19 protein-coding genes and 2 pseudogenes are annotated in these 23,911 nt (G+C 67.9%); 10 read left to right on the top strand and 11 right to left on the bottom strand.

The features are described 5' to 3' along the window. Positions 1-498 (bottom strand): annotated as a pseudogene (locus tag NI2_RS29935) (hypothetical protein); the annotation flags it as partial. After that, positions 485-1,594 carry a hypothetical protein gene (locus tag NI2_RS29930; RefSeq protein WP_067497769.1) on the bottom strand — a complete coding sequence of 370 codons (1,110 nt, stop codon included), beginning with the start codon at positions 1,592-1,594 and terminating at the stop codon, positions 485-487. The gene NI2_RS29930 and the pseudogene NI2_RS29935, both read right to left, overlap by 14 nt. A gap of 171 nt (positions 1,595-1,765) precedes the next feature. On the opposite strand from NI2_RS29930, the gene trmB reads away from it, so the two are divergent. The 3 genes and pseudogenes from trmB to NI2_RS35855 form a co-directional block, all read left to right on the top strand. Beyond that, positions 1,766-2,509, top strand: a complete 744-nt coding sequence (gene trmB, locus NI2_RS29925; protein ID WP_243749826.1) for a tRNA (guanosine(46)-N7)-methyltransferase TrmB — start codon at positions 1,766-1,768, stop codon at positions 2,507-2,509. Beyond that, on the top strand, positions 2,506-3,228 hold the full coding sequence (locus NI2_RS29920; protein WP_067497765.1) for an NYN domain-containing protein: 723 nt from the start codon (positions 2,506-2,508) through the stop codon (positions 3,226-3,228). The genes trmB and NI2_RS29920 overlap by 4 nt, the downstream gene beginning before the upstream one ends. Beyond that, positions 3,229-5,772, top strand: a pseudogene (locus NI2_RS35855) (MMPL family transporter); the annotation flags it as partial. Positions 5,773-8,027: 2,255 nt separating this feature from the next. On the opposite strand, the gene NI2_RS29910 reads toward NI2_RS35855, so the two are convergent. The 5 genes from NI2_RS29910 to NI2_RS29890 form a co-directional block, all read right to left on the bottom strand. Further along, the gene (locus NI2_RS29910) at positions 8,028-9,608 is read right to left on the bottom strand and encodes a DUF2339 domain-containing protein (protein ID WP_067497764.1); all 1,581 of its coding nucleotides are present in this window, start codon (positions 9,606-9,608) and stop codon (positions 8,028-8,030) included. 758 nt (positions 9,609-10,366) lie between these two features. Beyond that, positions 10,367-11,050: a DUF1707 SHOCT-like domain-containing protein gene (locus tag NI2_RS29905; protein ID WP_084476971.1), complete on the bottom strand. Its 684-nt coding sequence runs from the start codon at positions 11,048-11,050 to the stop codon at positions 10,367-10,369. A gap of 60 nt (positions 11,051-11,110) precedes the next feature. Continuing rightward, the gene (locus tag NI2_RS29900) at positions 11,111-11,761 is read right to left on the bottom strand and encodes a response regulator (protein WP_067497761.1); all 651 of its coding nucleotides are present in this window, start codon (positions 11,759-11,761) and stop codon (positions 11,111-11,113) included. An 8-nt stretch (positions 11,762-11,769) separates the two neighbouring features. Continuing rightward, a complete protein-coding gene (gene macS, locus NI2_RS29895; RefSeq protein WP_067497757.1) occupies positions 11,770-12,951 on the bottom strand; it encodes a MacS family sensor histidine kinase in 1,182 nt (393 codons plus the stop codon). Next, the gene (locus NI2_RS29890; RefSeq protein ID WP_067497754.1) at positions 12,932-14,170 is read right to left on the bottom strand and encodes an AI-2E family transporter; all 1,239 of its coding nucleotides are present in this window, start codon (positions 14,168-14,170) and stop codon (positions 12,932-12,934) included. Before NI2_RS29890 ends, macS begins: the two co-directional genes overlap by 20 nt. Positions 14,171-14,242: 72 nt before the next feature. On the opposite strand from NI2_RS29890, the gene NI2_RS29885 reads away from it, so the two are divergent. Both NI2_RS29885 and NI2_RS29880 read left to right on the top strand, forming a co-directional pair. Then, entirely contained in the window at positions 14,243-15,763 is a 1,521-nt protein-coding gene (locus NI2_RS29885) for an adenylate/guanylate cyclase domain-containing protein (protein ID WP_174552251.1), read from the top strand. A gap of 4 nt (positions 15,764-15,767) precedes the next feature. Next, the gene (locus NI2_RS29880) at positions 15,768-16,850 is read left to right on the top strand and encodes a lysylphosphatidylglycerol synthase transmembrane domain-containing protein (RefSeq protein ID WP_067497804.1); all 1,083 of its coding nucleotides are present in this window, start codon (positions 15,768-15,770) and stop codon (positions 16,848-16,850) included. On the opposite strand, the gene NI2_RS29875 is transcribed toward NI2_RS29880, so the two are convergent. Together NI2_RS29875 and NI2_RS29870 are read right to left on the bottom strand one after the other, a co-directional pair. Then, positions 16,847-17,203, bottom strand: a complete 357-nt coding sequence (locus tag NI2_RS29875; RefSeq protein WP_067497751.1) for a DUF3054 domain-containing protein — start codon at positions 17,201-17,203, stop codon at positions 16,847-16,849. The two genes, NI2_RS29880 and NI2_RS29875, sit on opposite strands and share 4 nt — an antisense overlap. A gap of 25 nt (positions 17,204-17,228) precedes the next feature. Continuing rightward, positions 17,229-18,815, bottom strand: a complete 1,587-nt coding sequence (locus tag NI2_RS29870; RefSeq protein ID WP_243749786.1) for an NTF2-like N-terminal transpeptidase domain-containing protein — start codon at positions 18,813-18,815, stop codon at positions 17,229-17,231. Positions 18,816-19,294: 479 nt separating this feature from the next. On the opposite strand from NI2_RS29870, the gene abmR reads away from it, so the two are divergent. Both abmR and aroQ read left to right on the top strand, forming a co-directional pair. Next, positions 19,295-19,861, top strand: coding sequence for an ATP-binding transcription factor AbmR (gene abmR, locus NI2_RS29865; protein ID WP_067497800.1), 567 nt, complete (start codon positions 19,295-19,297; stop codon positions 19,859-19,861). Between the two features lie 83 nt (positions 19,862-19,944). Next, on the top strand, positions 19,945-20,397 hold the full coding sequence (gene aroQ, locus NI2_RS29860; RefSeq protein ID WP_067497745.1) for a type II 3-dehydroquinate dehydratase: 453 nt from the start codon (positions 19,945-19,947) through the stop codon (positions 20,395-20,397). Here aroQ and NI2_RS29855 read toward each other — a convergent pair. Beyond that, complete coding sequence (locus NI2_RS29855) at positions 20,394-20,840, bottom strand: nitroreductase/quinone reductase family protein (RefSeq protein ID WP_067497742.1); 447 nt, start codon at positions 20,838-20,840, stop codon at positions 20,394-20,396. The two genes, aroQ and NI2_RS29855, sit on opposite strands and share 4 nt — an antisense overlap. Before the next feature lie 132 nt (positions 20,841-20,972). On the opposite strand from NI2_RS29855, the gene NI2_RS29850 reads away from it, so the two are divergent. Genes NI2_RS29850 through NI2_RS29840 form a run of 3 tightly spaced genes read left to right on the top strand, consistent with a single transcriptional unit; the run spans position 20,973 to position 22,955 of the window. Next, the gene (locus tag NI2_RS29850) at positions 20,973-21,893 is read left to right on the top strand and encodes an ABC transporter ATP-binding protein (protein WP_067497739.1); all 921 of its coding nucleotides are present in this window, start codon (positions 20,973-20,975) and stop codon (positions 21,891-21,893) included. After that, positions 21,890-22,729: an ABC transporter permease gene (locus NI2_RS29845; protein WP_067497736.1), complete on the top strand. Its 840-nt coding sequence runs from the start codon at positions 21,890-21,892 to the stop codon at positions 22,727-22,729. Before NI2_RS29850 ends, NI2_RS29845 begins: the two co-directional genes overlap by 4 nt. Beyond that, the gene (locus NI2_RS29840; RefSeq protein WP_067497733.1) at positions 22,719-22,955 is read left to right on the top strand and encodes a helix-turn-helix transcriptional regulator; all 237 of its coding nucleotides are present in this window, start codon (positions 22,719-22,721) and stop codon (positions 22,953-22,955) included. Before NI2_RS29845 ends, NI2_RS29840 begins: the two co-directional genes overlap by 11 nt. A gap of 46 nt (positions 22,956-23,001) precedes the next feature. Here the strand turns inward: NI2_RS29840 and NI2_RS29835 are convergent, their stop codons facing one another. After that, positions 23,002-23,871 (bottom strand): NAD(P)-dependent oxidoreductase, encoded by an 870-nt coding sequence (locus NI2_RS29835; protein WP_067497797.1) that lies wholly within the window; start codon positions 23,869-23,871, stop codon positions 23,002-23,004. Positions 23,872-23,911: the final 40 nt, after the last annotated feature.

Genomic DNA, 23,911 nt, shown 5'->3' with positions numbered 1-23,911 from the left:
GAGGCCGGAGCGGTCGAGCAGGGCGGAGTCGTCGGCGGCGCGGGCGGCGGCGGCGAGCCGGGCCGAGACGGCGAGAATGTCGAGGTCGTCGCTGCCGCGGGCGGCGAGCAGGGCGAGGCTGCGTTCGCGCATCGCACGCCAGTCCTGGTAAGCGTGGAAGCCGTTCATGGCGAGCAGGATCGGTGCGCCCGCGCCGCGCAGGCGGTCGATGAGGGCGAGCAGGTCGGCACCGATCACGCTGCCCGCGTCGAACAGGATCAGGGCCGGGGCGGGTTCGGTGGTCGGGGTGGCCGGGTCGATCAGGTCGATGCGCGGTTCGAAGCGGGCCAGTTCGGTGCGCAGCACGGTGGTGTTGGCGTCGTCGGGGGCGTAGAACAGCACGCTCGCGGCGGCGCCGGAACCGGCCATCGCCCGCAGCAGCGCCTTACCCTGCGGATTCCATCGTTCGATGACGGCGTCGACGTCGGCGGGCAGTGCGGCCTCGTCAGAGTCCGGCACTGCTCATCCGCTCCCAGGCTCTGATGTACCCGTTGTGCACGCGCAGCGCGGCGCGGCGGGCGGCGGGCGGCATGTCGCTCGACACCACGGCCCGCCAGCGGGTGGCGCGCGAGAGCGCCTCGTCGGCGTCACCGGGCGCGGGCGAGGGATATCCGGCGGCCAGGTGGGCGACCTGCGGGCAGGCCAGACCGGCGCACAGACCGATCCACAAGGCCTCGTCACCGGCCAGGTACTGATCGATCAGCGCGCGGGCGCGGCCGCCGTCACCGGGAACGGCACGTGCCGCCAGCCGGACCAGTTCGTCGAGCAACTCGCCCCCGCGCACGGCTTCGACCTGCCCGTAGCGGCGGTGGACCAGCCGGTGCAGCGGGTCGATGCCGCCCGCTGAGTGCAGGATCTGGATCAGCGCGGCGGAGGTGAGATCCGGGTCGGCGCGCAGCGCGGTGAGCGCGCAGTCCACGCCGTAGAGGTCCCAGTTCTCGATGAGGCGCCTGCGGGCGTCCTGATCGGAACCGGCACCGATGAACAGGTCAGCGGCCAGCACCGACGGCACGTCCGGGCCCACCGCGAGCCTGCGCAGATCGCTCAGATCGGCCGCGTCGACGCTGCCCGCCCGGGTGCGCGCCGCCAGCGAGGCGACCACCGGTACCACCGGCAAGCGCAGCTCACGGGCGAACCGTTCGGCGGCGGCCACGGCGTCACCCCAGCGCGAACCCATCGCGTCGGCCTTGTTCAGCACCACGATGCTGCGGTCCCTGGGCAGCGTTTCCAGTACCCGCAGATCGGCCGCCTGCGGCGCGCCGGCCAGCACGTACACCACCAGATCACCGTCGAGCACGGGGTCGGGTAGTTCGGGCTGGTCGACCGGGTCGGTCTCCTGCGCGGACAGCAGTGCCAGCGCCGCGAGGACGGTGGTCCGCCCGCTGAGCGCACGCCCCGCAACCTGGATCCGCAACGGCCTGCGTCTGCGGTGTACTGCCTCCACGAGCCGCTCGGCGATCACCGGGTCGGTTCCCCCACCTGCGCCGAGGTCCGAGATCAGCTGATCGAGCTGGTCGGATGGCCGTGTCTGTGCGGTCATGGTCCCTGTCGGCATTTGCGCGCACCCCCTTTTCGGAGGGCATTCTGTCAGATCCGGCGTGAGGCGGCTGCGACGTAACTCGGCGCATGCTGGACAATGGACGACGTGAACGACGCCGCCAACCACCCTGTCGAGTCGGTTCCCGGGCCGCCGTCCACTGCCCCGGAGCACCTGAAGCTCTCGGAGATGCCGAACGAAGCGGGCCGCCGCTCGACCACCGGCTCCCGGCTCTACCCCCGCGTGACGAGCTTCCGCTCGCGCCGAGGGGCATTGACGCCCAACCAGCAGGCCTCCTGGGAACGCACCTGGCCGGTGATCGGCCGGGACGTGTCCAACGAGCCCATCGACGCCGACGCCTGGTTCGGGCGCAGCGCCCCGCTGGTCATCGAGATCGGTTGCGGAACCGGCACCGCCACGGCCGCCATGGCCAAGGCCGAGCCGCACCTGAACCTCATCGGCATCGAGGTCTACAAACCGGGCCTTGCCCAGCTGGTGCAGCAGGTGGAACGCGAGGAGATCGGCAATATCCGGTTGCTGCGCGGTGACGCCGTCGACGTGCTGGAGAACATGGTTGCCCCGGAGTCGCTGACCGGTGTGCGCGTGTTCTTCCCCGACCCGTGGCCCAAGGCCCGCCACCACAAGCGCCGGCTGCTGCAAGCCCCGACCTTCGCGCTGATCGCGAGCAGGCTGAAGCCCGGCGGGGTGCTGCACGTGGCGACCGACCACGCCGACTACGCCGAACACATTCTCGAAGTAGGCTCACAGGAACCGCTGCTCACCGGCCTGAACGACACCACAGGTGGCGACAGCGCGGCCAACCGCGACACCGCGCCGATCGGTTTCGACCGGCCGGTCACCAAGTTCGAGGGCAAAGGTCTGCGTGCCGGAAGCGTCATCAACGAGTTCATATGGGGGAAGATCGAGAGATGAGCGTGAGTGAGATCGCCCCCGAGATGCCGGAACTCGACCAGTCAGGTGCCGGCGCCGAGGCGTTGAGCGGTTCCGGGCCCGATGTCCGGCGCGTCCTGCTCGTCTGGGACGCGCCGAACCTCGACATGGGACTCGGCGCCATCCTCGGTGGACGTCCCACGGCCGCTTATCGTCCCCGCTTCGACGCGCTCGGCCGCTGGCTGCTCGCCAGGACCGCCGAACTGTCGGTGGGTTCCAAAACCCGCATCGAAGCCGAAGCAACCGTCTTCACCAATATCGCCCCCGGCACCGCCGACGTGGTCCGCCCCTGGGTCGAGGCATTACGCAATGTGGGTTTCGCGGTCTTCGCCAAGCCGAAGATCGACGAGGACTCCGACGTCGACGCCGACATGCTCGCCCACATCGCGATGCGGGCCCGGCACGGCGGACTGGCCGGAATCATGGTCGCCTCCGCCGACGGTCAAGCCTTCCGCGAACCGCTGGAAGCCATCGCCGCCAAGGGAACCCCAGCTCAGGTACTCGGATTCCGTGAGCACGCGAGTTGGGCTGTCACTTCCGATACTCTCGAGTTCGTCGACCTCGAGGACATCCCGGGAGTATTCCGGGAACCGCTACCGCGGGTGAGCCTCGATTCGCTGCCCGACGAGGGCGCATGGTTGCAGCCCTTCCGGCCGCTTTCTGCGCTACTCACATCTCGCCCTGGTCAAGGAGTCGCTTAAGTGTTCACCCGCTGGGGCGATCTGGTCTATCGGTTCCGATTCGCCGTCATCGGTGTGGTCGGGGCCGCGATGTTGGCGCTGGGTGGTTTCGGCTTCGGGCTGGAAGACCACCTGAGTTCGAGTGGGTTGGACGACCCTGGCTCGGAATCCGCGCAAGCCGCGAGAATCGCCGACAGCGCATGGGGGCGCGACCACAACTCCGACATCGTCGTGATGTACAACGCCCCCGAGGGCAAAACGATCGATGACCCCGAGTTCAGCGCGAAGATCATCGAGAACCTCTCGGGTCTGCAAAGCAAGTACCCGGATGCGATCGGCGCCCTGGTGGGCACGTACTGGAAGGTCGGTAACGCGCCCGCCGTGCCGTCGACTTTCGGCTCCAAGGACAAAAAGCATGCCTTCGCGCTCATCGCGCTGAAAGGCGCCAACGACACCGAAACTTTGCGAAGCTTCCGTGCGACCAAGGATGCCTTCGTCGTGCCCGGCGTCGATACCGAGGTCTCCGGCCTGCAGGGCATGGCGGGCACGCTCAACGACACCATGGCCAACGACGTCAAACGCATGGAGTTGCTGGCGATTCCCGCAGTCGGTGTGCTGTTGTTCTTCATCTTCGGTGGCATCGTCGCGGCAGCATTGCCGCTGATCATCGGTGGTCTGACCATCCTCGGCGCCAACGGTATCGTCATGGCTTTCACCCACTTCACCGAGGTGAACTCGACCGTCAGCGCGGTCGTTTCGATGATCGGGCTCGGGCTCGCGATCGACTACGGGCTATTTATAGTCAGCCGATTCCGTGAAGAATTGGCTGAAGGGTACGACACGCGCGCGGCCGTCCGACGATCGGTCATGACGGCCGGTCGTACCGTCGTGTTCTCGGCCACGATGATCATCGCCAGTCTCGGCGGCATCTTGCTGTTCCCGCAGGGTTTCCTGCGTTCGATCGCGTACGGCACTATCGCGACGGTGTCGCTGGCCGCGATCACCGCCATTACGATCTTGCCCGCGATGCTCGCTGTCCTCGGACCGCGCGTGGATATGCTGGGTCTCAAGCGATTCCGCAAGGACAAGTCCGCCGACGAGATCGAGAACAGTTTTTGGGGCAATCTGACCCGTTGGGTCATGAAGCACCCGCTCAAGATCGCGATCCCGATCACGATCGGCCTGCTCCTACTGATCATCCCGGTGAAGGACTTGGCTTTCGGCGGGATCAACGAAAAGTACCTGCCGCCGGACAACTCGACACGGCTCGCGATCGAACATTTCGACGAAGTCTTTCCGCTCAGGAAGACCGACCCCGTTCAGATCATTTTCGTGTCTCAGGACACCACCGCGATCGGCAAGGCATGGAAGGCTGCCAACCAGGCACCCGGACTCGTCGGCCCATTCGACGTGCCCTCCTCGGCGCCGAACGACCGAACGATCTTCAAGACCTCGGCGACGTTGGTCGACTCCGACAACGCAGAGCAGACCATCGAGTATCTCCGCGCAATCGAGCCGCCTGCCAACGTCGAAATGTATGTCGGCGGTCAAGGTGCGATCCAGATGGACAGCATCAACGCGCTGCTCGAGCGTATGCCGTTGATGATCGCGGTTGTCCTCTTGGTCACCACATTGCTGATGTTCCTGACCTTCGGCTCGCTTGTACTTCCGATCAAAGCCGCAGTGATGAGTGCGCTAGGACTCGGCTCGACGCTGGGCATCCTCACCTGGATCTTCATCGACGGCCATGGATCCGGGATCCTGAACTTCACACCACAGCCGATCAGCGCACCAGTTCTGATGCTGATCATCGCGATCATCTACGGCCTGTCGACCGACTACGAGGTCTTCCTGCTCTCCCGCATGGTGGAGGCCCGTGCCCAAGGCGCGTCGACCACCGAAGCCGTGCGTATCGGCACCGCCCAAACCGGACGCATCATCACCGCCGCCGCGCTGATCCTGCTCGTGGTGACCGGCGCATTCGCCTTCTCCGACATGGTGATGATGCAGTACATCGCCTACGGCATGATCGCGGCACTGTTCATCGACGCGACTGTGCTGCGCATGCTGCTCGTCCCCGCGATCATGAAACTGCTCGGCGACGACTGCTGGTGGGCGCCGAAGTGGATGAAGCGGATTCAGGAGAAGATCGGCCTGGGCGAACCCATCCTCGATGACGAGCGTCCGCAGAAGGGCGCGGTCGTCGACCTGGTGAAGACCACCCCGATCACCGACCCGCCGACCATGCAGATGGTCTCCGTCCCCGACGCCAAACTGGCCAAGACACCGCGTCGTCCGCGCACGGTGGCCGAGATCGAGGCCGAGGCGCCGACTCAGCGCATCGACAAGATCACCGAGTCCGCCGAACCGGCCCGGCCGCGCAAGCCGATGTCGCCGGATCCCACGCGGCCGCGCGCGTCGATGCTGTCGGGTGAGCCGACGCGGGTGCTGCCGGTTGTGCAGCCCGGTTCGGCGAAGCCTCTCGGCGCCGATGACGAGCCGACGCAGATGCTGCCTGCTGTGCAGCCGGATTCCCCCGCCCCTGAGCCGGGCAATGAAAATCGCTCTGGCCGTGGGGATTCGGGCATGCCTATGGGATCGCCCAAAGACGGGTCGAACCATGGGGATACGGCCGCCCCCGGGGAGCCGACCGCGTTCCGATCGGGACGTGAGGAAACAGGCGCTACTGGGGACCCGGCCGCGTTCCGATCGGAACATGGGGAAACAGGCGCTACTGGTGACCCGACCGCGTTCCGATCGGGACGTGGGGATACAGGCGCTTCCGGGAAGTCGACTGCGATCCGGCCGGATCATGGTGCGGTCGCGCCCGGGGATCCGGCAGCTGGAAACCGTTCCGACCACCAGGTTTTCGGCGCAGGTTCCGGAACCCCTGCCCCCGGCTCGAATGCCGGAGATGATCAGAGCTACCCGAGCTCGACACCCGTCGATTCGGCCAGGGAGAACCATTCGGGCCGTGCGGAATTCGGTGTCGACGGTGTAATCGGCGGTTCCGGACCGGCCGATGTGGCAGGCCCCGTCGATGGTGTGATCGGCGGTCTCGACCTGCCCGATTCCCGGGGCAACGAGTCCGCGCCGCGCGGTTCGGAGCGGGTCAAGCCACCTGCGGGATACAGCCCGACGACGCCCCGTATCTCGACGCCCGGCACGCCTGTCGGTGGTGAATTCCCCGGGGACACACCGGAATCCCGACCGAGCATCGTCACGCCCGCTCGGCCGAACACCGACACGCCTCGCCCGGTGACGCCGTCGCCGAGCATCGTGAACACGCCGCCTCCCGTGACACCGCCATCGGGCATCGTGAACACGCCGCCTCCGGTGACGCCACCGCCCAGCATCGTGCACCCACCGACGCCGCGTCCGGTGTCGCGTCCTTCCGACTTCCCGGCGGGTGGAACCTTCAACGGGTTCACTCCGCTCCCGCGAACCGGCGAGGACGAGTCGGGTCGCGCATCGCAGGATGCACCGGAACCGCAGGCACCCGCCGCTGACCGGATCAGCCCAACCGCTACGGAAGATGCTGCGCGCGAACCGGACTCACGTCCGCAGAGTTTCATTCCGCCCCAACCCGACCTGACCGCGACTCCCGGCGCCCACCGCGCGGATGCGCAGCAGGCCGCCGAGCCGGCGTCCGATCTCCCGGAATTCCCGGATCTTCCGATGCGCCGCCCCGCACCAGAGGAGCGCGACGCGCAACCGCAGACCCCGGCTGCCCAGAACGTCTTCGGCACTCCGGTCCCCGTCGACCCACAGCAACTCCCGTGGACCGACGGTGTCCCGGGTGATGCGCCGACCGCCGAGGGAGCGGAACCGCCGATGTCGGCCGGTGCGTCGTCGATGTGGGCGTCGATCGACAATGCGCGGCGGTCCGCGCAAATAGGTTCCCCGGACAACGCGCAATCGGCCGAGAGCCGCACGCCGCAGGACCCTGCCGCGCGGGAACAGACTGCCGCACAATCGGATACGAGCCGCACGCCGGACGTTCTGCGTCCTCAGGTCGCACCGCCCGGATTCACTCCGGTGTCTGCCCCGGAGACCACGTCGCCGGAATCCCGTCCGGCCGACCCGGTGTCCCCCGCCGACGACGACCCCGAAACCGCACCCTTCACCGCAGCCGACGAGGCAGGCGATCAGGGTGCCACCGGTGGTCACGCGACCGGCGAAAGCCCGCGGACGGCAGGCGGATGGCAAGCGCCGCCCGGATTCACACCGATCCCGAATTCCGATGCGGCAGAGCCGTCTTCACCGCCCGCCCCGGATACGAACGGCGCCGCCTCCTCGGAAAACGGCTCGACGGCAACTCCCGAGGACGACCCCCAGGCGGACACCCGCACGGAGATCGAGAACTGGATGGCGCAACTGCGTTCCTCCCGCCGCGGCAGCACTCCGGTCGACGAGGGCCGCCACCACGGCGACGACGGCCGCACGGTGAGCGTCAACGAACTCCTCCGCCGCCGCAACGACGAGACTCCGTAAGCCCCTCCGACAAGAACTCCGGCCACGGCCCCTCCGGGATCACCGTGGCCGGAGTCGTCTCCTCAGCACATCCTCATGGTCCGACGCCGGCTGGTTCGTGAGAACCACGCTCGCCCCATGAGCGTGGTGATCGACGACGAACCAGCGGGTATCCGCCGGGGCCGAGTGGCCCGATAGCTCCGCGAGATCCGGACAACTGATCACCACGCTCTGGTGGCGGCATCGGCCGAGCGGCTCCCGCCACCAGAGCGTGGTGATCGCCTGACCAGGAGGGCGCGGGGTGATCTCGCGTGGTTGGGAGCGCGGTAGGGGTGGGTTCGACGGGGTCAGGGCTTCGAATCGGTGTGGTCGGGGGTGGCGAAGGCTTGGGCGTAGCGGGTGCCGGTAAGGAGTAGGAGGGTGCCGACTGCGAGGAAGGCCGCGACGCGGATGAGGCCGGAGAGGGTGGCCAGGTCGAAGAGGAAGAGTTTGGCGAGGGCCGCCGCGACCACCAGGAGGCCGGAGGCCAGGCACACTTTGGCGACGGCGGGGGCGGTGCGGAGGTTGCGCAGGCCGACGAAGAGGGCAGCCGTCGCGGCTGCCATCCAGATGATGGTCGCGATGCTGTGGCCGATGAGGAAACCCTGTGTGCCGCTGAGGGTTACACCCGTCGAAACCGTCGCCACCAGGACGAAGTACAGGCCGGCGAGGCTGACGGCGACCCACGTTCCGGTGATGAGCGCGTCGTTTCCGCCGGGCAGTCGCCGCACGACCCAGGCGACCATCGCGGCGGCGCCTAGGCCGAGCAGTGCGGCGAGCACCGTTGCACCGTCGAGATGCCGGATCGCAAGGCTTTGTGCCGCAAGGGTTTCCGGGTCGGCGATCGCGAAGAGCACCAGTCCGCCGAGCAGGGCGAAGGCAACACCGAGAACTGCGCAAACCCGGTTTCGGCCGGCTGCGGCGACACCGAGGAACGCGAGCGCGACCGTGAACAGCGCGGTCGGCAGGAAATGCGGATTGCCGCCGGTCGCCGTGATGCAGGTCTGCAGCAGCGCGACCGCACCGGTGAGCGCCGACACCAGAGCCGTGTGACGTGGGATATTCAGCCGCACGGCTATTTCCGGTCGCAACGCGGTCGCGGCCACTACGAGCAACACGCAGGCCAGCACGCCGGTGATGGATGCGGAAACCGCTCGGTCGAACAGCGCCGCCGCGGCGAGCACCGGCAGTGCGGTGAGGGCGATGGTCACACTGGCGGTGATGTCCCCGGCGCGACGCCGCACCGTCAGCAGAGCGCCGACGATTCCGACCACCGCGCACGCGACCGCCGCCATCAGCAGCCCTTGCCGCTGCGCTGCCTCCTCCCCGGCAATTCCCGCCTCGAAGCCGCTGACGGCGATCTGCCCGAGCGCGGCCAGTACCACCGGCAGGGTTCGTGCCACATGCAGCACCGGCCAGTCCCGCCGCATCTGCACCGGCACCCCGGCCGCCTGCAACACCACGAGAAACGCGAGCAGCATCAACTCGCTCGCCACGGCGGGCGACAACACCGCAGCCCCGACCACAACCCCTACCGCCAACGGCTGCGACTGCCACCGCATCGCCAACCCGAGCCCAACCAGCGCCACCATCAACGCCACCGCGAGCCCGACCCCACCCGGCACCCACCGGTAAAAGCCGGTCACCGCAACAACATCCAGATACAGCCCCGCGATCCCGGTGGAAACCAATGCCAATCCACCGACCCGCCCACCGGCCCGCCCCATCACCCGGCAGCCCACCCCGACCAATGCCACCGAAAACACCCCACCCGCAACAACTCTCGCCACCGGCCCGAAGAACCCCGCCTGAGCCGCCAACACCAACAACATCAACACCCCGATCAAGGTGACCCCAGCACCCGCCACCGCCAGCACCCGCGCGATCACCCCCTCCCGTTGCCACCACGCAACCCGAGGCTCCCCACCCGGCCTCACCGGCCCGACACCCGGCCCCCGACCGCCAGGTCCACCGATCGGAGCACCGTACGGCGCCTGCATATACATCCCCGCTCCCGATGCGTAATCCGGCACGGAGCCTCGCACGGCAGTCCCCGGCGCAGGAGACCCGCCCGGCACCGGCGGCACCGCGAACCCGGGCTCGCCCGGAACGGGCACTGCGGATCCGGATGTCGCCGGACCGGCCGAAGTAGATCCGGGCACCGATTCAGGCGGCCGGGGTCCGGCCATAGACCCACCCGAGCTCGCCTGACCGTGCGTCGGGAAACCTTCGGCCGCGTACTCCGGCACACTTTGCCCTTGTCCGATCGGGTAGCCACTCGTCGCGCCCCGCACAGCCCGATCAGCATCATCGCCGGAACCTGTAGCCGACCGAACGTCGCCGCGAACCGCGCCACCACGAGCCGCAGCCAGACGAGCCTGCGCGAGCAACCACCCGGCGGACTCCTGTCCAGTCGGCACTCGCCCACCGGTTTGGGTACCGACCGACTGCCCAGGCCGACTCAACTGTTCACGCAGAACACCCAGATCCGCACCGACACGACCCAACCGCGTCCCGAGGGTCGTCAATTCATCCGACAGGCGTGCGACCAGCGCAGGATCGATGGCGTTCATGAACCCATCGTCCGCGTACCCTGGTCGCCGGGCATGAGTAGAACCACCCGGGTGGGGTGGTTTTTCCTACCTGATCATTGGCCGAGGAAGCGGCGCCATTGCACCATCAAGGGGTACTTGGCGGTGACGGAGCCGAAGCGGACGCGACCGTGGACCACCAGGTGCAGTGGGCCGATGGGTGGGCCGGTGCGGACGCGGTTGTTGGCGCTGGAGCCGATGAGGGTGAGGCCGTTGAGGTCGACGGTAGCGGCGGCGGGGACGAGCAGGGTGAGGCTCGTGCAGTAGTCGTCGACCTGGATTTCGACGACCTGGGTCTGCATCACGGCCGAGGTGAAGTCGAGGGTCACCCCGGACATCAGGCCGTTGAGGTGCAGCCTCGGCGGCACCTGCCACGGCCCGCGCCGCTGCACGCTGGACAGCCTGCTGCGGATGACGGCCGGGTTGGTGCCGCCCGGAACCGGGGTGTGGCGGGGTTTGGGCATGGCGGCCGGTTGGGGCGCGCCCGCGACCCGCATGCCGGGCAGGTCGACGAGGACGGCATTCAGTTCGCCGCGCGTCTTGGCCGCGAGCGCGGTGTCCATCCGCTCGGTGAACTCGCCAAGCGACAGCATGCCGAGGCCGACGGCGCGCTGTAGCAACTGGCCGACGTGTTCGCGTTCGGAATCGGAGACGCGCAGGTCGCGGTCGCCGACCGGGCCCGCCGAAGGCGTGCCGGGGACGAAGGCGCTGGGAGCGAAGAGGGAATCGGGACCACCCATGTTTCGAGGCTAGCCAGGAACACCGAGCAGCGCATCAGGGCAAACCCCCAATTCCGTGTCCTACTCGAGGCCCTGTTCGATGGCGTACCGGGTGAGCTCCACCCGGTTGGCGAGCTGAAGTTTGCGCAGCGTGGCCTGCACATGGTTCTCGACGGTGCGGTGCGAGAGGTTGAGCCGCGCGGCGATCTGCTTGGCGGAGAGCCCTTTGGCGACCATCCGCAACACCTCGGTCTCGCGTTCGGTCAGCGACGGCCGGTGTGGCTGATCGGGTTCGGTGGGTGCGGTGGCCATGCGCCGGTATTCGCCGAGCACCACCCCGGCCAGCCCGGGCGTGAACACCGGCTGACCGGCGGCGGTGGCGCGCACCGCGTCGATGAGTTCGGCGGCCGACGCGCTTTTCACCAGATATCCGCTGGCCCCGGCTTTGATCGCCTCGAGCACATCGTCGCGTTCGTCCGATGCGGAGAGCACCAGCACCCGGCTGTGTGGCGATACGCGCAGCACTTCGGCGGTGGCGGTCGCCCCGTTGCCGTCGGTGAGTTGCATGTCCATCAGCACCACGTCGGGTTGCACGGCGGCGGCGCGGCGGGTGGCGGTGCCGACCCCGTCGGCGGTGGCGGCCACGGTGAACCCGGCCTCGGTGAGGTCGCGTGACACGCCCTCGCGCCACATCGGATGGTCGTCGACCACCATCACGCTGATGTCGCCCATCGCTGCTCCTAGCTCGCTCGGTGCGCCGCGTGGCGCGGTATCCGGAATTCCCATTCGGTGCCGAAGTCCTCGCTCAGCAGTTCGGCGGTGCCACCGAGCGCCGAGATGCGCCCGACGATCGAGCGCGAAACGCCCATCCGCCCTTCGGCAGCGGCTTCGGCCAGCCTGCCCGGTGCGATGCCGACGCCGTCGTCACGCACGCTCACCACCAGCATGTCACCGGTGTCCTCCAGCAGCACATAGGCTTTCGCCGCCGCGCCGGCATGCAATTCGACATTGGACAGCGCCGTCGCCACCGCAGCCGAGATCTCCTGGGCGACAAACCTTCCGACGAGTACCGGGTCGCCGGGCGTGGCCACCGAGACCTTCGGCGTGGCGCGTGCCGTGAGCAACGGCCGCAGGTCGACTTCGGCCGCACCGGAATCGGCCCGGTCACCCTGTTCGGAGAGCAACACCCGGAGCGCCACCTCCTGCTCGCCCGCCCGCTGCGCGAGTTCGCTTGCCGCCCCGCCTATCTCGCCGCCCCGCCGTTTGATGTAGGCGAGCACCTGCAGCACTCCGTCGTGCACTTCACGCGCCAAACGCTCGCGTTCCTGCGCGGCGGCGGTGATCCGCAGCGCCCGTTCGAGCTGCCCCTGCGCCCGCCGCGCCGTATTGGCCGCCAATCCGAGGGCCAACCCCACCGACACCAGCACGGGCGCGGTCGCATCACCCCACACGTCCTGACCCCACTGGTCACGCACGGTCACCACAACGGCCGACATAACAAGCCCGGCAACGACTCCCGCGACGGGGCCACGCAGAATCGCCATCGAGATCACCGAGTTGGCGATCCACAGCGTGGTCGGCAGCGTCTGATGCCCGTGATACCAGTCGTAGTCGGCGACGAGCCGGGTGGAGGCGATCAGCAGCACCGTCACCACCTGGTCGCCGACGACGACCCACCCGCGAATCCGGCTGGTCGCCTCGGGGAAGTACCACTGCGACAACAACAAGGCCGAGGTACCCGACCAGATCGCCATCAGCGCGATCAGCACCCAGCTCAGCCGTGGATGCTGGTAGTAGGGCACCGACGCGATCTGCTGGCCGATCGCGTACAGCAGCGTGACCAGCCGGAATGCCTGGGCGGCCCGCCACAGGGGCGCGGTCGCCGCGTCGGCCGAGCTCAGCTCAGCTGTGTGGGTCCGCATCGCCGGACTCGTCTGTCGCCTTGCGCAACCGCGCGGTCACGTCGAATCGGCCCGGCTCGGGTTTGTCGGGTTCGGCGTCGAACAGGCCGCCGTCCCTGGCACCGGCGAGCTCGCCGTACGCCTCGTCGGGAGTGTCCGCCAGCAGATAGCGAATCGCGGTGTTGCCCACCGCGATCAGCGGCACGGCCAGCAGCGCGCCCGCGATCCCGCCGACGACCAGGCCCGCGGTGATCGCCAGCACCACCGCCAGCGGGTGGATGCTCACCGCGCGCCCGAGCAACAACGGTTGCAGCACATGCCCTTCCAGCTGCATCACCGCGATGATGATGCCGAGCACGATCAACGCGGTGACGAAACCCTTGGTGACCAGCGCGATGAACACCGCGACGAACCCGGCCACGACCGCGCCGATGATCGGGATAAACGCGCTGATGAACACCAGCGACGCCAACGGCAGCGCCAGCGGAACGTGCAGAATCGCCAGCCCCGCCCCGATGCCGATCGCGTCGACACCGGCCACGACCACGGTGGCCCGCACGAAACCGACAAGTGTGCCGAAACCGAGTTCGCCTGCGGTGCGGACCTTTTCGCGATGCGCGGTGGGCACCACCCGGGTGATGAAGTTCCAGATCTGATCGCCGCCGTAGAGGAAGAAGATCAGGATGAACAGGATCAGGAACGCGCCGGTGAGGATGTGACCGATGGTCGTGGCGGTGGTGAGCGCGCCGCTGGTGAGGCTTTCGCGGTTGTCCTGGATGGTGCGCACGATGGTGTCGCCCGCGCTGCGGATCTGCTGGTCGCTCAGGTGCGCCGGCCCGTTGATGAGCCAGTCCTGCACCTTGTGCACGCTGTTGGTGACCTCGTTGGACAACGCGGGCACACCGTCGACGAACTGTTCGACGACGAAGGTCATGATCCCGGCGAGCAACCCGATCGACCCGATCAGCGCCACCGACACGCCGATCGCGCGCGGAATCCCCACCCGCTGCATCCAGTCGACCAGCGGCGCGAGCAGCGCGGCCGCCAGCAGCGCGATGGCCAGCGGGATAACGACCGTCGCGAACTTCTGCACGATCATCCCCAGCGCGATCAGCGCCGCGAAGATGATCAGCAACCGCCAGCACCACGCGGCCGTTTTACGGACCAGCGGATGTACTGCCTCTGCGTCGGAACGCCACGGCGTGGACGCGGGCGGAGAATCCGGCTTCTGGACGGTCACCCGAGAGAGCCTATCGGTCGCAACGCTAGATTGGTTGTCGTGTCGGCGCCTCTGGAAGCGGTCAAACAGACCATGCGAACGCGCTGGCCGCTGTATCTGACCTCGGTACTGCTGGCCAATGCCTTCGGCGCGGTGCTGGTCTGGGCGTTCATCCAGTACGGCCTGCCGGTTCCCGAGGGTCATCAGGGTGGCGTGCGCGAAGCGGGTCTGCTCGCTCCGCTCGTCGTGTTCGGTGCCGCCGCGATGCTCAGCATCATCGCCGCCGCCATCATGTTGCGCCCGGTGATGCGCTGGCAGATGCGCGGTGGTCCGCCGAGCAGGCGCGAACAGATGGCGGCGCTGCACGTGCCGTTGCGGCAGTCGATCGTGCACCTGGTCCTGTGGATCATCGGCGGCGCCATCCTCGCCGCGTTGATCATCGCCGAATCGCCGGAGCTGGCCGGCGCGGTGATCGTCACCGAATGTATGGCCGCCACCATCGTGTTCGGCTTCACCTACATGCTCGGCGAACGCATTCTGCGCCCGGTCGCGGCCGAGGCGCTCACCGAGGGCACCTTCGACCACACCCTCACCCCCGGCGTCGGTACGCGCATGGCGATGACCTGGGGAATGGGCACATTCGCGCCGACCATCGCGATCGTGCTGCTGTGCGTCACCCAGATCTCCTCGGATGTGAAGTTCTCGGCGAAGTCGCTTGCCATCTCCATCCTGCTGCTGTGCGGCGTGGTGATCCTGCAGGCGCTCGCGCTGTCGATGCTCACCGGATCGTCCATCTCCGACCCTGTTCGTCAGCTGTCCCAAGCCATCAACAGGGTGCAGGCGGGCGCGCGTGACGTGCAGGTTGAGGTGTACGACGGCAGCGAGATCGGGCTGCTGCAGGTCGGTTTCAACCGGATGATGGAAGAGGCAGCCAAACGCCGCAAGCTGCAGGAACTGTTCGGTCAGCACGTCGGTGAGGAAGTCGCGCAGCGCGCGCTGGACTACGGGACCGAACTCGGCGGTGAGACCCGCTTCGTCGCGGTGCTTTTCGTCGACATGGTCGGTTCGACCGCCGCCGCGGCGGAACGTCCGCCCACCGAGGTGGTGAGCCTGCTCAACGAGTTCTTCCGGGTGGTCGTCGACGTGATCGACCGCCACCACGGCTTCGTCAACAAGTTCGTCGGCGACGCCGCCCTCGCCATCTTCGGCGCACCGCTCGACCGCCCCGACGCGCCGACCGCCGCCTTGGCCGCCGCGCGCGAACTGCGGGAGGCGCTGCGCGAGGTGACCACCCTCGATGTCGGCATCGGCGTGTCGGCGGGGCTGGCGGTGGCGGGCAATATCGGCGCGGCTAATCGTTTCGAATACACCGTGATCGGCGACCCCGTCAACGAGGCGTCGCGACTCACCGAACTGGCCAAAGAGCACCCCGGCCGCGTTCTCGCTTCGGGTAGCGCGCTGTACTTCGCCTCGGAAAGCGAGCAAGACCATTGGGAGACCGGCGACGAGGTCCAGCTGCGTGGCAGACGCAGAAAAACCCGCCTGGCCTGGCCGAAACCGGTGGCGGCCACGCCCGGCGTGGACCAGGGAGAACAGTCGCGTTCGCTAGGCTGACATGGTGACGGCCGACGGCGACCTAGCAGGCGATCCCGCCGCGCATCCCGTCGCGCGCCGAGAGAACCGTTTTCGCTGGGTGAAATGGGTACTCGGCGCGATCCTGCTCGCGCTGCTGGTCGGCGAGGGCGTGTACCTGTGGCCCCGGCTGCACGAATCGTGGCGCACGCTCACCGAGATCCACTGGGGCTGGGTGCTGCTGTGCGTGTTCGCCCAGGCCGTGTCCATGAGCGGGTTCGGGCGGGTGCAAAAGCAGCTGTTGCACGCGGGCGGGGTCGACGTGAGCCAGGGCAAGTCGGTGTCGGTGGTGTACGGCGCCACGGCCATGTCGCTGACCCTGCCCGCGGGCCAGGTGTTCTCCACCGCCTTCACCTACCGCCAGACCAGGCGCTGGGGTGCGAGCCCGATCGTGGCGTCGTGGCAGCTGGTGTTCTCCGGCGTGGTCGCCGCCGCCGGGCTCGCGCTGCTCGGTATCGCCGGCGCTGCCCTCGTCGGCCAGGGCATCGGCGTGAAACTCATCGCCACCCTGATGCTGCTGGGTGCGGTGCTGGTGGCGGGCTCCTATCTGGCCAGGCATCCGGGCACGCTCGAGGCGATGCTGCGCAAGGTGCTCGCGCTGGTGAACCGATTACGGAAGAAGCCCGCCGGCCACGGCATCCCCAAGCTGGCCGAGATCCGGGCACAACTGGAATCGGTCGACCTGGGCAAACGTGACGGCGCGCTGGTCGGGGTGTGGGCGCTGGTGCACCGGTTCGCCGACGTGGCCTGTCTCGGCGCGGCGTGTTACGCGGTTGGTGCCGATCCCAAGCTGTCGGGTCTGCTGATCGCGTTCGCCGCGGGCAAGGCGGTGGGTTCGATTCCGTTCGCGCCAGGCGGCATCGTCTACGTGGACGCCACCTTGATCTACGGTCTCACCGCCGGTGCGGGCCTGCCCGCCGCGCAGGCGGTCGCCGCCGCGTTCGTGTACCGGTTCGTGAGTTTCATCCTGGTCGCCATCGTCGGCTGGATCGTCTTCGCGTTCCTGTTCCGCACCAAGCAGGCCGACGACGAGGAATACGAGGCCGAGTTCAAGCAGCGCCGGATCTAGCGCAGCGCGCGCACAACCGCCCGCCACCCGAGCAGGAACAGCGCGAGCACCGAGGCCGCCACGATCATGAAGCTCACCGCGGTCCCCTGCCCACTCACGGCCCGCAACACCATCCCACCGACGAGCGTCGACCCCCAGATCACCACCCCACTCGGCCACAGCGCCGCCGGATCGAACCGCCTCCCCCGTGCGACGGCCCAGGCGATCCCCCACCCGACGAGAAGCCCGACCGCGAACGGCCACACCGTCTTCACCAGCCCGGCAAGCACATCCTCGTCATGACTACGCCGCCCGATCGCACAAAAAACGATCACCAGTAGTAAGTCGACAGCAGCAGGCGCGAATCTCTTCACACTCAGCAGACTAGTTGTGCGCTTCTCAAGCGTCTGGGGTGGCCAGGGACTTCAGGAGGACGGCGGCCAGGCGGGAGGTGGCGTCACCGCTGTCGACATCGGCGATGTGGACCGCGAACGCCAGGTCGCCCATCGTGGCGAGCAGCCAGCCGTCGGATCCGCCGGTCGCGGCGAACGCGGTGACGTCGCGGAAGCCACGCAGCGCGGCGGTTTCCGGCTTGTTGATGCCCTCGTGCATCATCGCGCGCAACCGGTCGACGGCGGGTTGGGGCAGGGCCGGGATCGGGTTGTCGACCTTGCCCGGCTTGCCCGCCTCGATCATCGGCGCGGCCACCTCGCCGCGTGCGATGGCGGCGGCGGCGAGCGCCATGCCGAACGGGCTGGCCAGCACCGCATCGGATCCGGCGCCCTGACGCACCTGTTCGGTACTGCGCCCGGGTGCGGCGATCCGTCCCGTGACCTCGTCGAGCCCGGCCACCTTGAAGTCGACACCCACGCCGAGCGCGGCGGCGGCCTCCGCGGCTTCCTGCACCGAAACATCCTGCGGGGCTTTGTTCTTCGTCGCGGCGGCTACCGCGCGGAACAGTTCCATCGTGCCGCCCGCCGGGAACAGCCCGGTGAACGCGATGGGCCCCTTCTCGGTGGCGTAGCTGTTCTGCGCCACCGCGACGACCGCACCGGTCGACGGCTGGATCGCCACCACCGAGGCAGGCGTGCCGACGCTGACCACCGCGTCCTCGGCGGCCCGCTGCAGGCGCTGGTCCATGGTCGCGGCGATGTCGGGACCGGCGGGCCCCTGGTACCCGGCCACCTGGTTGACGAACCGTCCGTCGGCCTCGAAGATCTGCACGCCCCAGCCGGCCGTGGCCTCCAGGCCGGCCTTCCACACCTCGCGCAGCGAGTCGAGCATCGGCGACCAGGTGCGGCGGTCGGCGGAGATCAGCTTGGGCTGCTTTTCCATCACCACGCCGGGCACCTTGGCCATCCTCGGCTCGAGAATGGCGAAATCGCCCTCGCGCAGATTCACCGCGACCACCGGCTTGCCCTGTGAGGCAGCGAGCTGCTCCATCAGGTAGGGCCCGGTGATGAGCGGGGCGACGGGTTCGATGGCCTCGGCCAGTGCGTTGGTGGAGGCGACGAGGTCGCCGGTGCGGGCGGGGTCGATCTTGATGACATTGATGATCTGTTCGGTCATCAGCGGCTCGCCCGCCAGGTCGATCACGCGCGGCGGCGGCTTGGCCGTGGTTCGCACGAGCTTCACGGTGCGGTTGTTCGCCAGCTGCGGCATCACCACGGCGGGGTCCCAGGTGATCCGCCAGCCGATGGCGAGCTTGCGGACGGTGCCTTGCAGCGTGTAGCTCCAGTCCTTGTTCTCGCCGAAGTTCCAGGCCACGTCCATGCTGAAAATGGCCGACTGCGCGTCGAGGTCGATGACCTGGGTCTTCTCGTAGTCGACGGTGCCCGACTGCAGCCCCTCGAACATTTGCTTGATGGTTGCCGAAGCGGCGGCCGGGTAGGAGGTCAGGTCGGCGGCTTTGGTGTAGTCCTGTTTGTCGAGCAGCTCGGTGAACCGCTGGACCACGGTCTCGGACTCACTCGTCTTCCCACCCACGCCGCACGAGCACAGTGCCATGGCGAGGGTCGCAACCCCCGCGATCGCCATTGCGCCCCGGACGCGAAAGCGGCGGGATCCCCACACATCCATATCGCCCACTCTTCACTCTTGCCACTCCGGTAACAAAACAACCGTACCGGAAGTTGACCCGTCTCCGATGCCCCGGTAAACGGGACGCTATCCGACCTCAGCACATCGATTGTGCCCGAACTCCGACCCCGTGAGGGGGTGATTTCGAACCTCGCCCTGCCAGTGGCAACAACTGGCGCGCTTACCGTACCGGCAGGCCCGCACACTTGTGAGTATCTCGCATCGTCTGGCGATTCACAGCGAGGGTACCCATCGGCACCGACACCCAATCGCGCGCCACCGACCGTCCGATTTCGCGTTCACCCACGGCACAATCGCACACCTGAATTTCGGCGTAATCTTGTAATCACTGCAACACATGCACTCTCCGACAGCAGGTGATCAACATGCGCAACGCCCATCGCGAACGCGGATTCGGCCGTCCCGGCGGCTGGCAACAGGCCGACCTCCCCGACGCGGCCGATGCCGCCGACTGGTTCGCCGGGCGATTGCCCGCCGACTGGTTCACCGGCCCGCCCGAACTCGAGATCGACCGCGACGAGATCGTCGTCGTCGGCGAACTCCCCGATCCCGGCGACGCGGACGCACCCGCCTCGGCGGCGACCCGCGAGGGCGCGCTCGCCCGCTTCCGCGAGTCGACCCGCCCGGCGCGCATGCGCATCGCCGACGAGGCTCAGCGCCGCTACGGGCGAAGTGTCGCCTGGGGCGTTCGGGTGAACGGTGAACGAATCCTGTTCACCCACTTGGCCGTTCCCGTGATGACGCGCCTGCGCCAGCCCGAACGCCAGGTGCTCGACACCCTGATCGACGCGGGCGTCGCCCGTTCCCGCGCCGACGCGCTGGCCTGGACGGTGAAGCTGGCGGGCAAGCACGCCGAGAGCTGGTTGGCCGAATTGCGCGAAGCCATGCGCAAAGTGGACGACCTACGCGCGGAAGGCCCTACCGGCCTCTGAGTTCGGCGGCCCCGGCACACGGAATGTTCGACCCGACGACGGTGCGACGATCCGGGGCCGGGGCCGCGGGTTAGGCTCGACGCATGGAGACGTCCGTGCAGGCCACCGGTCCGATTCTCGTGCTGAACGGGCCGAACCTGAACATGCTCGGCACCCGTCAACCACAGATCTACGGTTCGGACACCCTCGACGACGTGGTCGCCCTCTGCGAGCGCACGGCGGCCCGCTTCGGGCGCGAGGTGGTGGCCTTCCAGTCCAATCACGAAGGCGCCCTGATCGATCGGATCCATCAGGCGCGCGGTGTCGAGTCGGCCATCGTCGTGAATCCCGGTGGCCTCACCCATACTTCGGTCGCCCTGCGCGATGCCCTGGTGATCCCGGAGGTCCCGATCGTCGAGGTGCACATCAGCAATGTGCATGCCCGCGAGGAGTTCCGGCACCACTCCTTCGTCTCCCCCATCGCCACCGCCGTCATCGCCGGGCTCGGCATCCAGGGTTACGCGGCGGCGATCGAGTTCCTGAGTACGCGGGTCTAGGCCAGGCGGAAGACGGGGAATCCCGGCGCGATCGCGGCGAGTTCCTCGTCGGTCGAATCCTTGCCGACGCCCTCGAAGAAGGCGCCGACCTCCCAGCCGAATTTCTTCAGATAGAGGCGCAGTACCGGCACCCTGTCCGCATCGGGAACCTCGGTAGCCGAGAAGGTTTCGGCCTTGCGACCCAGTCGCAGTTCGCCCCCACCCGCGACGCGCAGATTGCGCACCCACTGGGTGTGGCCGCGCGGCGCGACCAGATAACGCGTGCCGTCGGCGTCGGTGAGCACGTTCACCATGGTGGTGCGCCATTCGCCGCTGGTGCGGCCGCGCACGGCGAGCAGCCGCGAACCCATGATGCTGATGCCGAGTCTCGGCAGCCAATTGACGACTCCGAGCAGTGTCGCCTCGATACCCGAGGGAGCCAGGTAGCGACTCGCGTTCTCCATGCCCCAAGCATGTCAGCCATCGATCGGGAGCGAGCGTCGAGATCCGATTTGCCCGTTTTCGCAAAAGCATTGCCGCGATGATATGTAGTACATATGCTATATATCATCGAAGGTCGATGACTGGGAGGAATCATGGCTTCGAGTAACGGCGTCGTTCTCGACGTCCAGCGGTTGCGGATGCGCTACGACGAGGCGGATGTGCTGCACGATGTGACATTTCAGGCCACACGCGGGGAGGTGCTCGTCATGCTCGGGCCGAACGGCGCGGGCAAAACCACCACGATCGAGATCCTCGAGGGGTTCCGCAGGAGGTCGGCCGGTCGGGTCGATGTGCTGGGGGCCGATCCCGAACACGGTGACGAACACTGGCGCGCCAGGGTGGGGGTGGTGTTGCAGTCCTGGCGCGACCACGCGAAATGGCGTGTGCGCGAACTACTTCAGCACCTCGGCACCTACTACCGCCCCTACGCCACGGCGAATATCCAACGGCCCTGGGACACAGACGAACTCATCGAACTCGTCGGCCTCACCGAGCAGGCGGGCGCGAAGATCGCCACCCTCTCGGGCGGGCAGCGGCGCAGGCTGGATGTGGCCATCGGCATCGTCGGCAGGCCCGAACTGCTGTTCATGGACGAGCCGACCGCCGGTTTCGACCCGGCCGCGCGCCGCGATTTCCACGATCTGGTGCACCGGCTGGCCGATCTGGAGAACACCACCGTCCTGCTCACCACCCACGATCTCGACGAGGCGGAGAAGCTGGCCGACCGCATCCTGATCCTGGCCGGTGGGCGGGTGATCGCCGACGGGTCACCCGACGCGCTCGCCCGCTCGATCGCGGGGGAAGCGCAGGTGAGCTGGACCGTCGACGATCAGCGGTTCGTGCACACCACCACCGAGTCCACCAAGTTCGTGCACGAGCTGTTCACCCAGCACGGTGCCGACATCGCCGACCTCGAGGTACGCCGGGCCTCGCTGGAAGACACCTATATGGCCCTGGTCCGGCGCGCCGAGTCCGGCGAGACCGTCCACGCCCTCACGGAGGTGACCCGATGAACACCGCTCTGCGCGCCGGTTTCGCCCGCGGCCTGATCGAACTGCGACAGGTCTACACCAACGCACCCGATCTGATCGGTCAATTCCTCACCCCGGCAATTACTCTCGGAGTGCTGTTCCTGCTGCGCGACCGCGACTACGGCGACAGCGGGCTCGGTATCGCCGAGCTGGCGGTACCCGGCCTGCTCGGCAGCATCATCGCCTTCAACGGGATGTACGCCATCCTCAATGTGCTGGTGCTCGACCGCGAGGACGGCACGCTGCTGCGGGCCAAGGCGGTGCCCAAGGGCATGGCCGGCTACTTCGTCGGCAAGATCGTGAGCACCACGGGGGCGGTGGTGGCGCAGGTGGTTATCGTGCTCGGTGTGGGAATGGCGATCATCGGCGGCTCCTCGCTGAGCGGACCCGGCGCGGTGGCGACCTTCGCGTGGGTGCTCGTGCTCGGCCTGCTGGCCGTGCTGCCGATCGGCGCCATCCTCGGCAGCGTGCTCGATACCAGGACGGCCTTCCTGCTGACCATCCCGCTGATGGGCCTGATCGCGATCTCCGGCGTCTTCTACCCGATCACCGCACTGCCCGGGTGGTTGCAGGTGCTCGGCCAGCTGTTCCCGATGTACTGGCTCGCCCTCGGCATGCGCTCGGCGCTGTTGCCGGGCGAGGCCGTCGGCATCGAACTCGACCAGTCCTGGCGGCATCTGGAAACAGTTGGGGTACTTGGTATCTGGGCTGTCGTCGGCCTGGCCCTCGCACCTCTCGTGCTGCGGCGGATGGCCCGGCACGAATCGGGTGCCACCATGGCGACGCGACGGGAAAAGGCGATGCAGCGTGCCTTCTGAGGTCATCTACAACCGCATCGCGATGTTGCGCGCCGAGCGTGGCATCTCCCGGCGGGACCTCGCCGAAGCACTCGGCGTGCACTACCAGACCATCGGCTACCTCGAACGCGGCGAATACAGCCCCAGCCTGCACCTGGCGCTGCGAATCGCGGCCTACTTCGAGGTAGCCGTGGAGGTGGTGTTCTCCACCGAGCCGTTCCCCCGGCTCGGCGCCGGAACGGCCTAGAGCGAGCGAACCGTCCGACCCCACGTCGGACGGTTTCGCTACTGCCTCAGGAGTTCTCGCCGCGCATCAGCTCATAGGTCGACACGGGCTTGCCCGCGGCCTCGCTGGCCGCGATGGCCTTGCGCCAGAACGACTGCGCCAGGTGCGAGAACGCCGCGTCGACACCGACTTCCTCGCTGGCGTCGATGATGTGCTGCGCGCCCGCGTCCATCATCTTCAGGCCGGCCAGGTCGGCCCAGCCGCCGTTCTGGTTCGCCACCGAGAACTGCTCCATGAAGTACGGGAACGCCTCGCTGGCGCGGACCGCGAACGGAACGAACTGGGCGATGTCGTGACCGGACTTCGAGATCACGGCGGTGGCCTGGTCGAAGGCGAGCAGCCAGGGGTGGAAGATCACCAGCAACGCCTGGTAGAAGACTTGCGCCAGGCCGTCGTCGGCGCCGAGGTACTCCTGCGGGCTCAGCGGGCGCAGCAGGTCGGCGTGCGCGTCGAACACCGCCTTGGGGCCGCTGTAGAAGATGTAGGACGCGGGATGGGCGATATTGTCGCCCGCCGACATCACCCCACCCGAGAAGAACTCGGCGCCGCGCTCACGCACCCACTTCGCACCCGCCCGCGCCTTCTCCGGCGAATCGGAGGACAGGTTGGCGATCACCTTGCCGGGCAGGTGGTCGACCGCCTGGCCGAGCACGTCGTACATGGCGTCGTAGTGGGTGAGGCTGAGCACCGACACCTCGTTGGCGTCGAGCGCCTCGGCGACGGTCTCGGCCCGCTTGGCGCCGAGGGCGACCATGGCGTCGACCTTGGCGGTGCTGCGGTTCCACACGGTCACCTCGACGCCCGCCTCGAGGAAGGCCTTGACCATGGACTGACCCATCGGGCCCAGGCCGAGAACGGAAACTGATCGGGTACTCATGGTGTAGCCCTTCGCTTTTTCGATACGGATTGGTTCGGCG

Origin of the sequence: Nocardia ignorata NBRC 108230 (assembly GCF_001612905.1) — a bacterium.
Taxonomy (GTDB): domain Bacteria; phylum Actinomycetota; class Actinomycetes; order Mycobacteriales; family Mycobacteriaceae; genus Nocardia; species Nocardia ignorata.
Note: the sequence above shows the minus strand (reverse complement) of the source record. Positions and strands in the feature narration are given on the sequence as shown.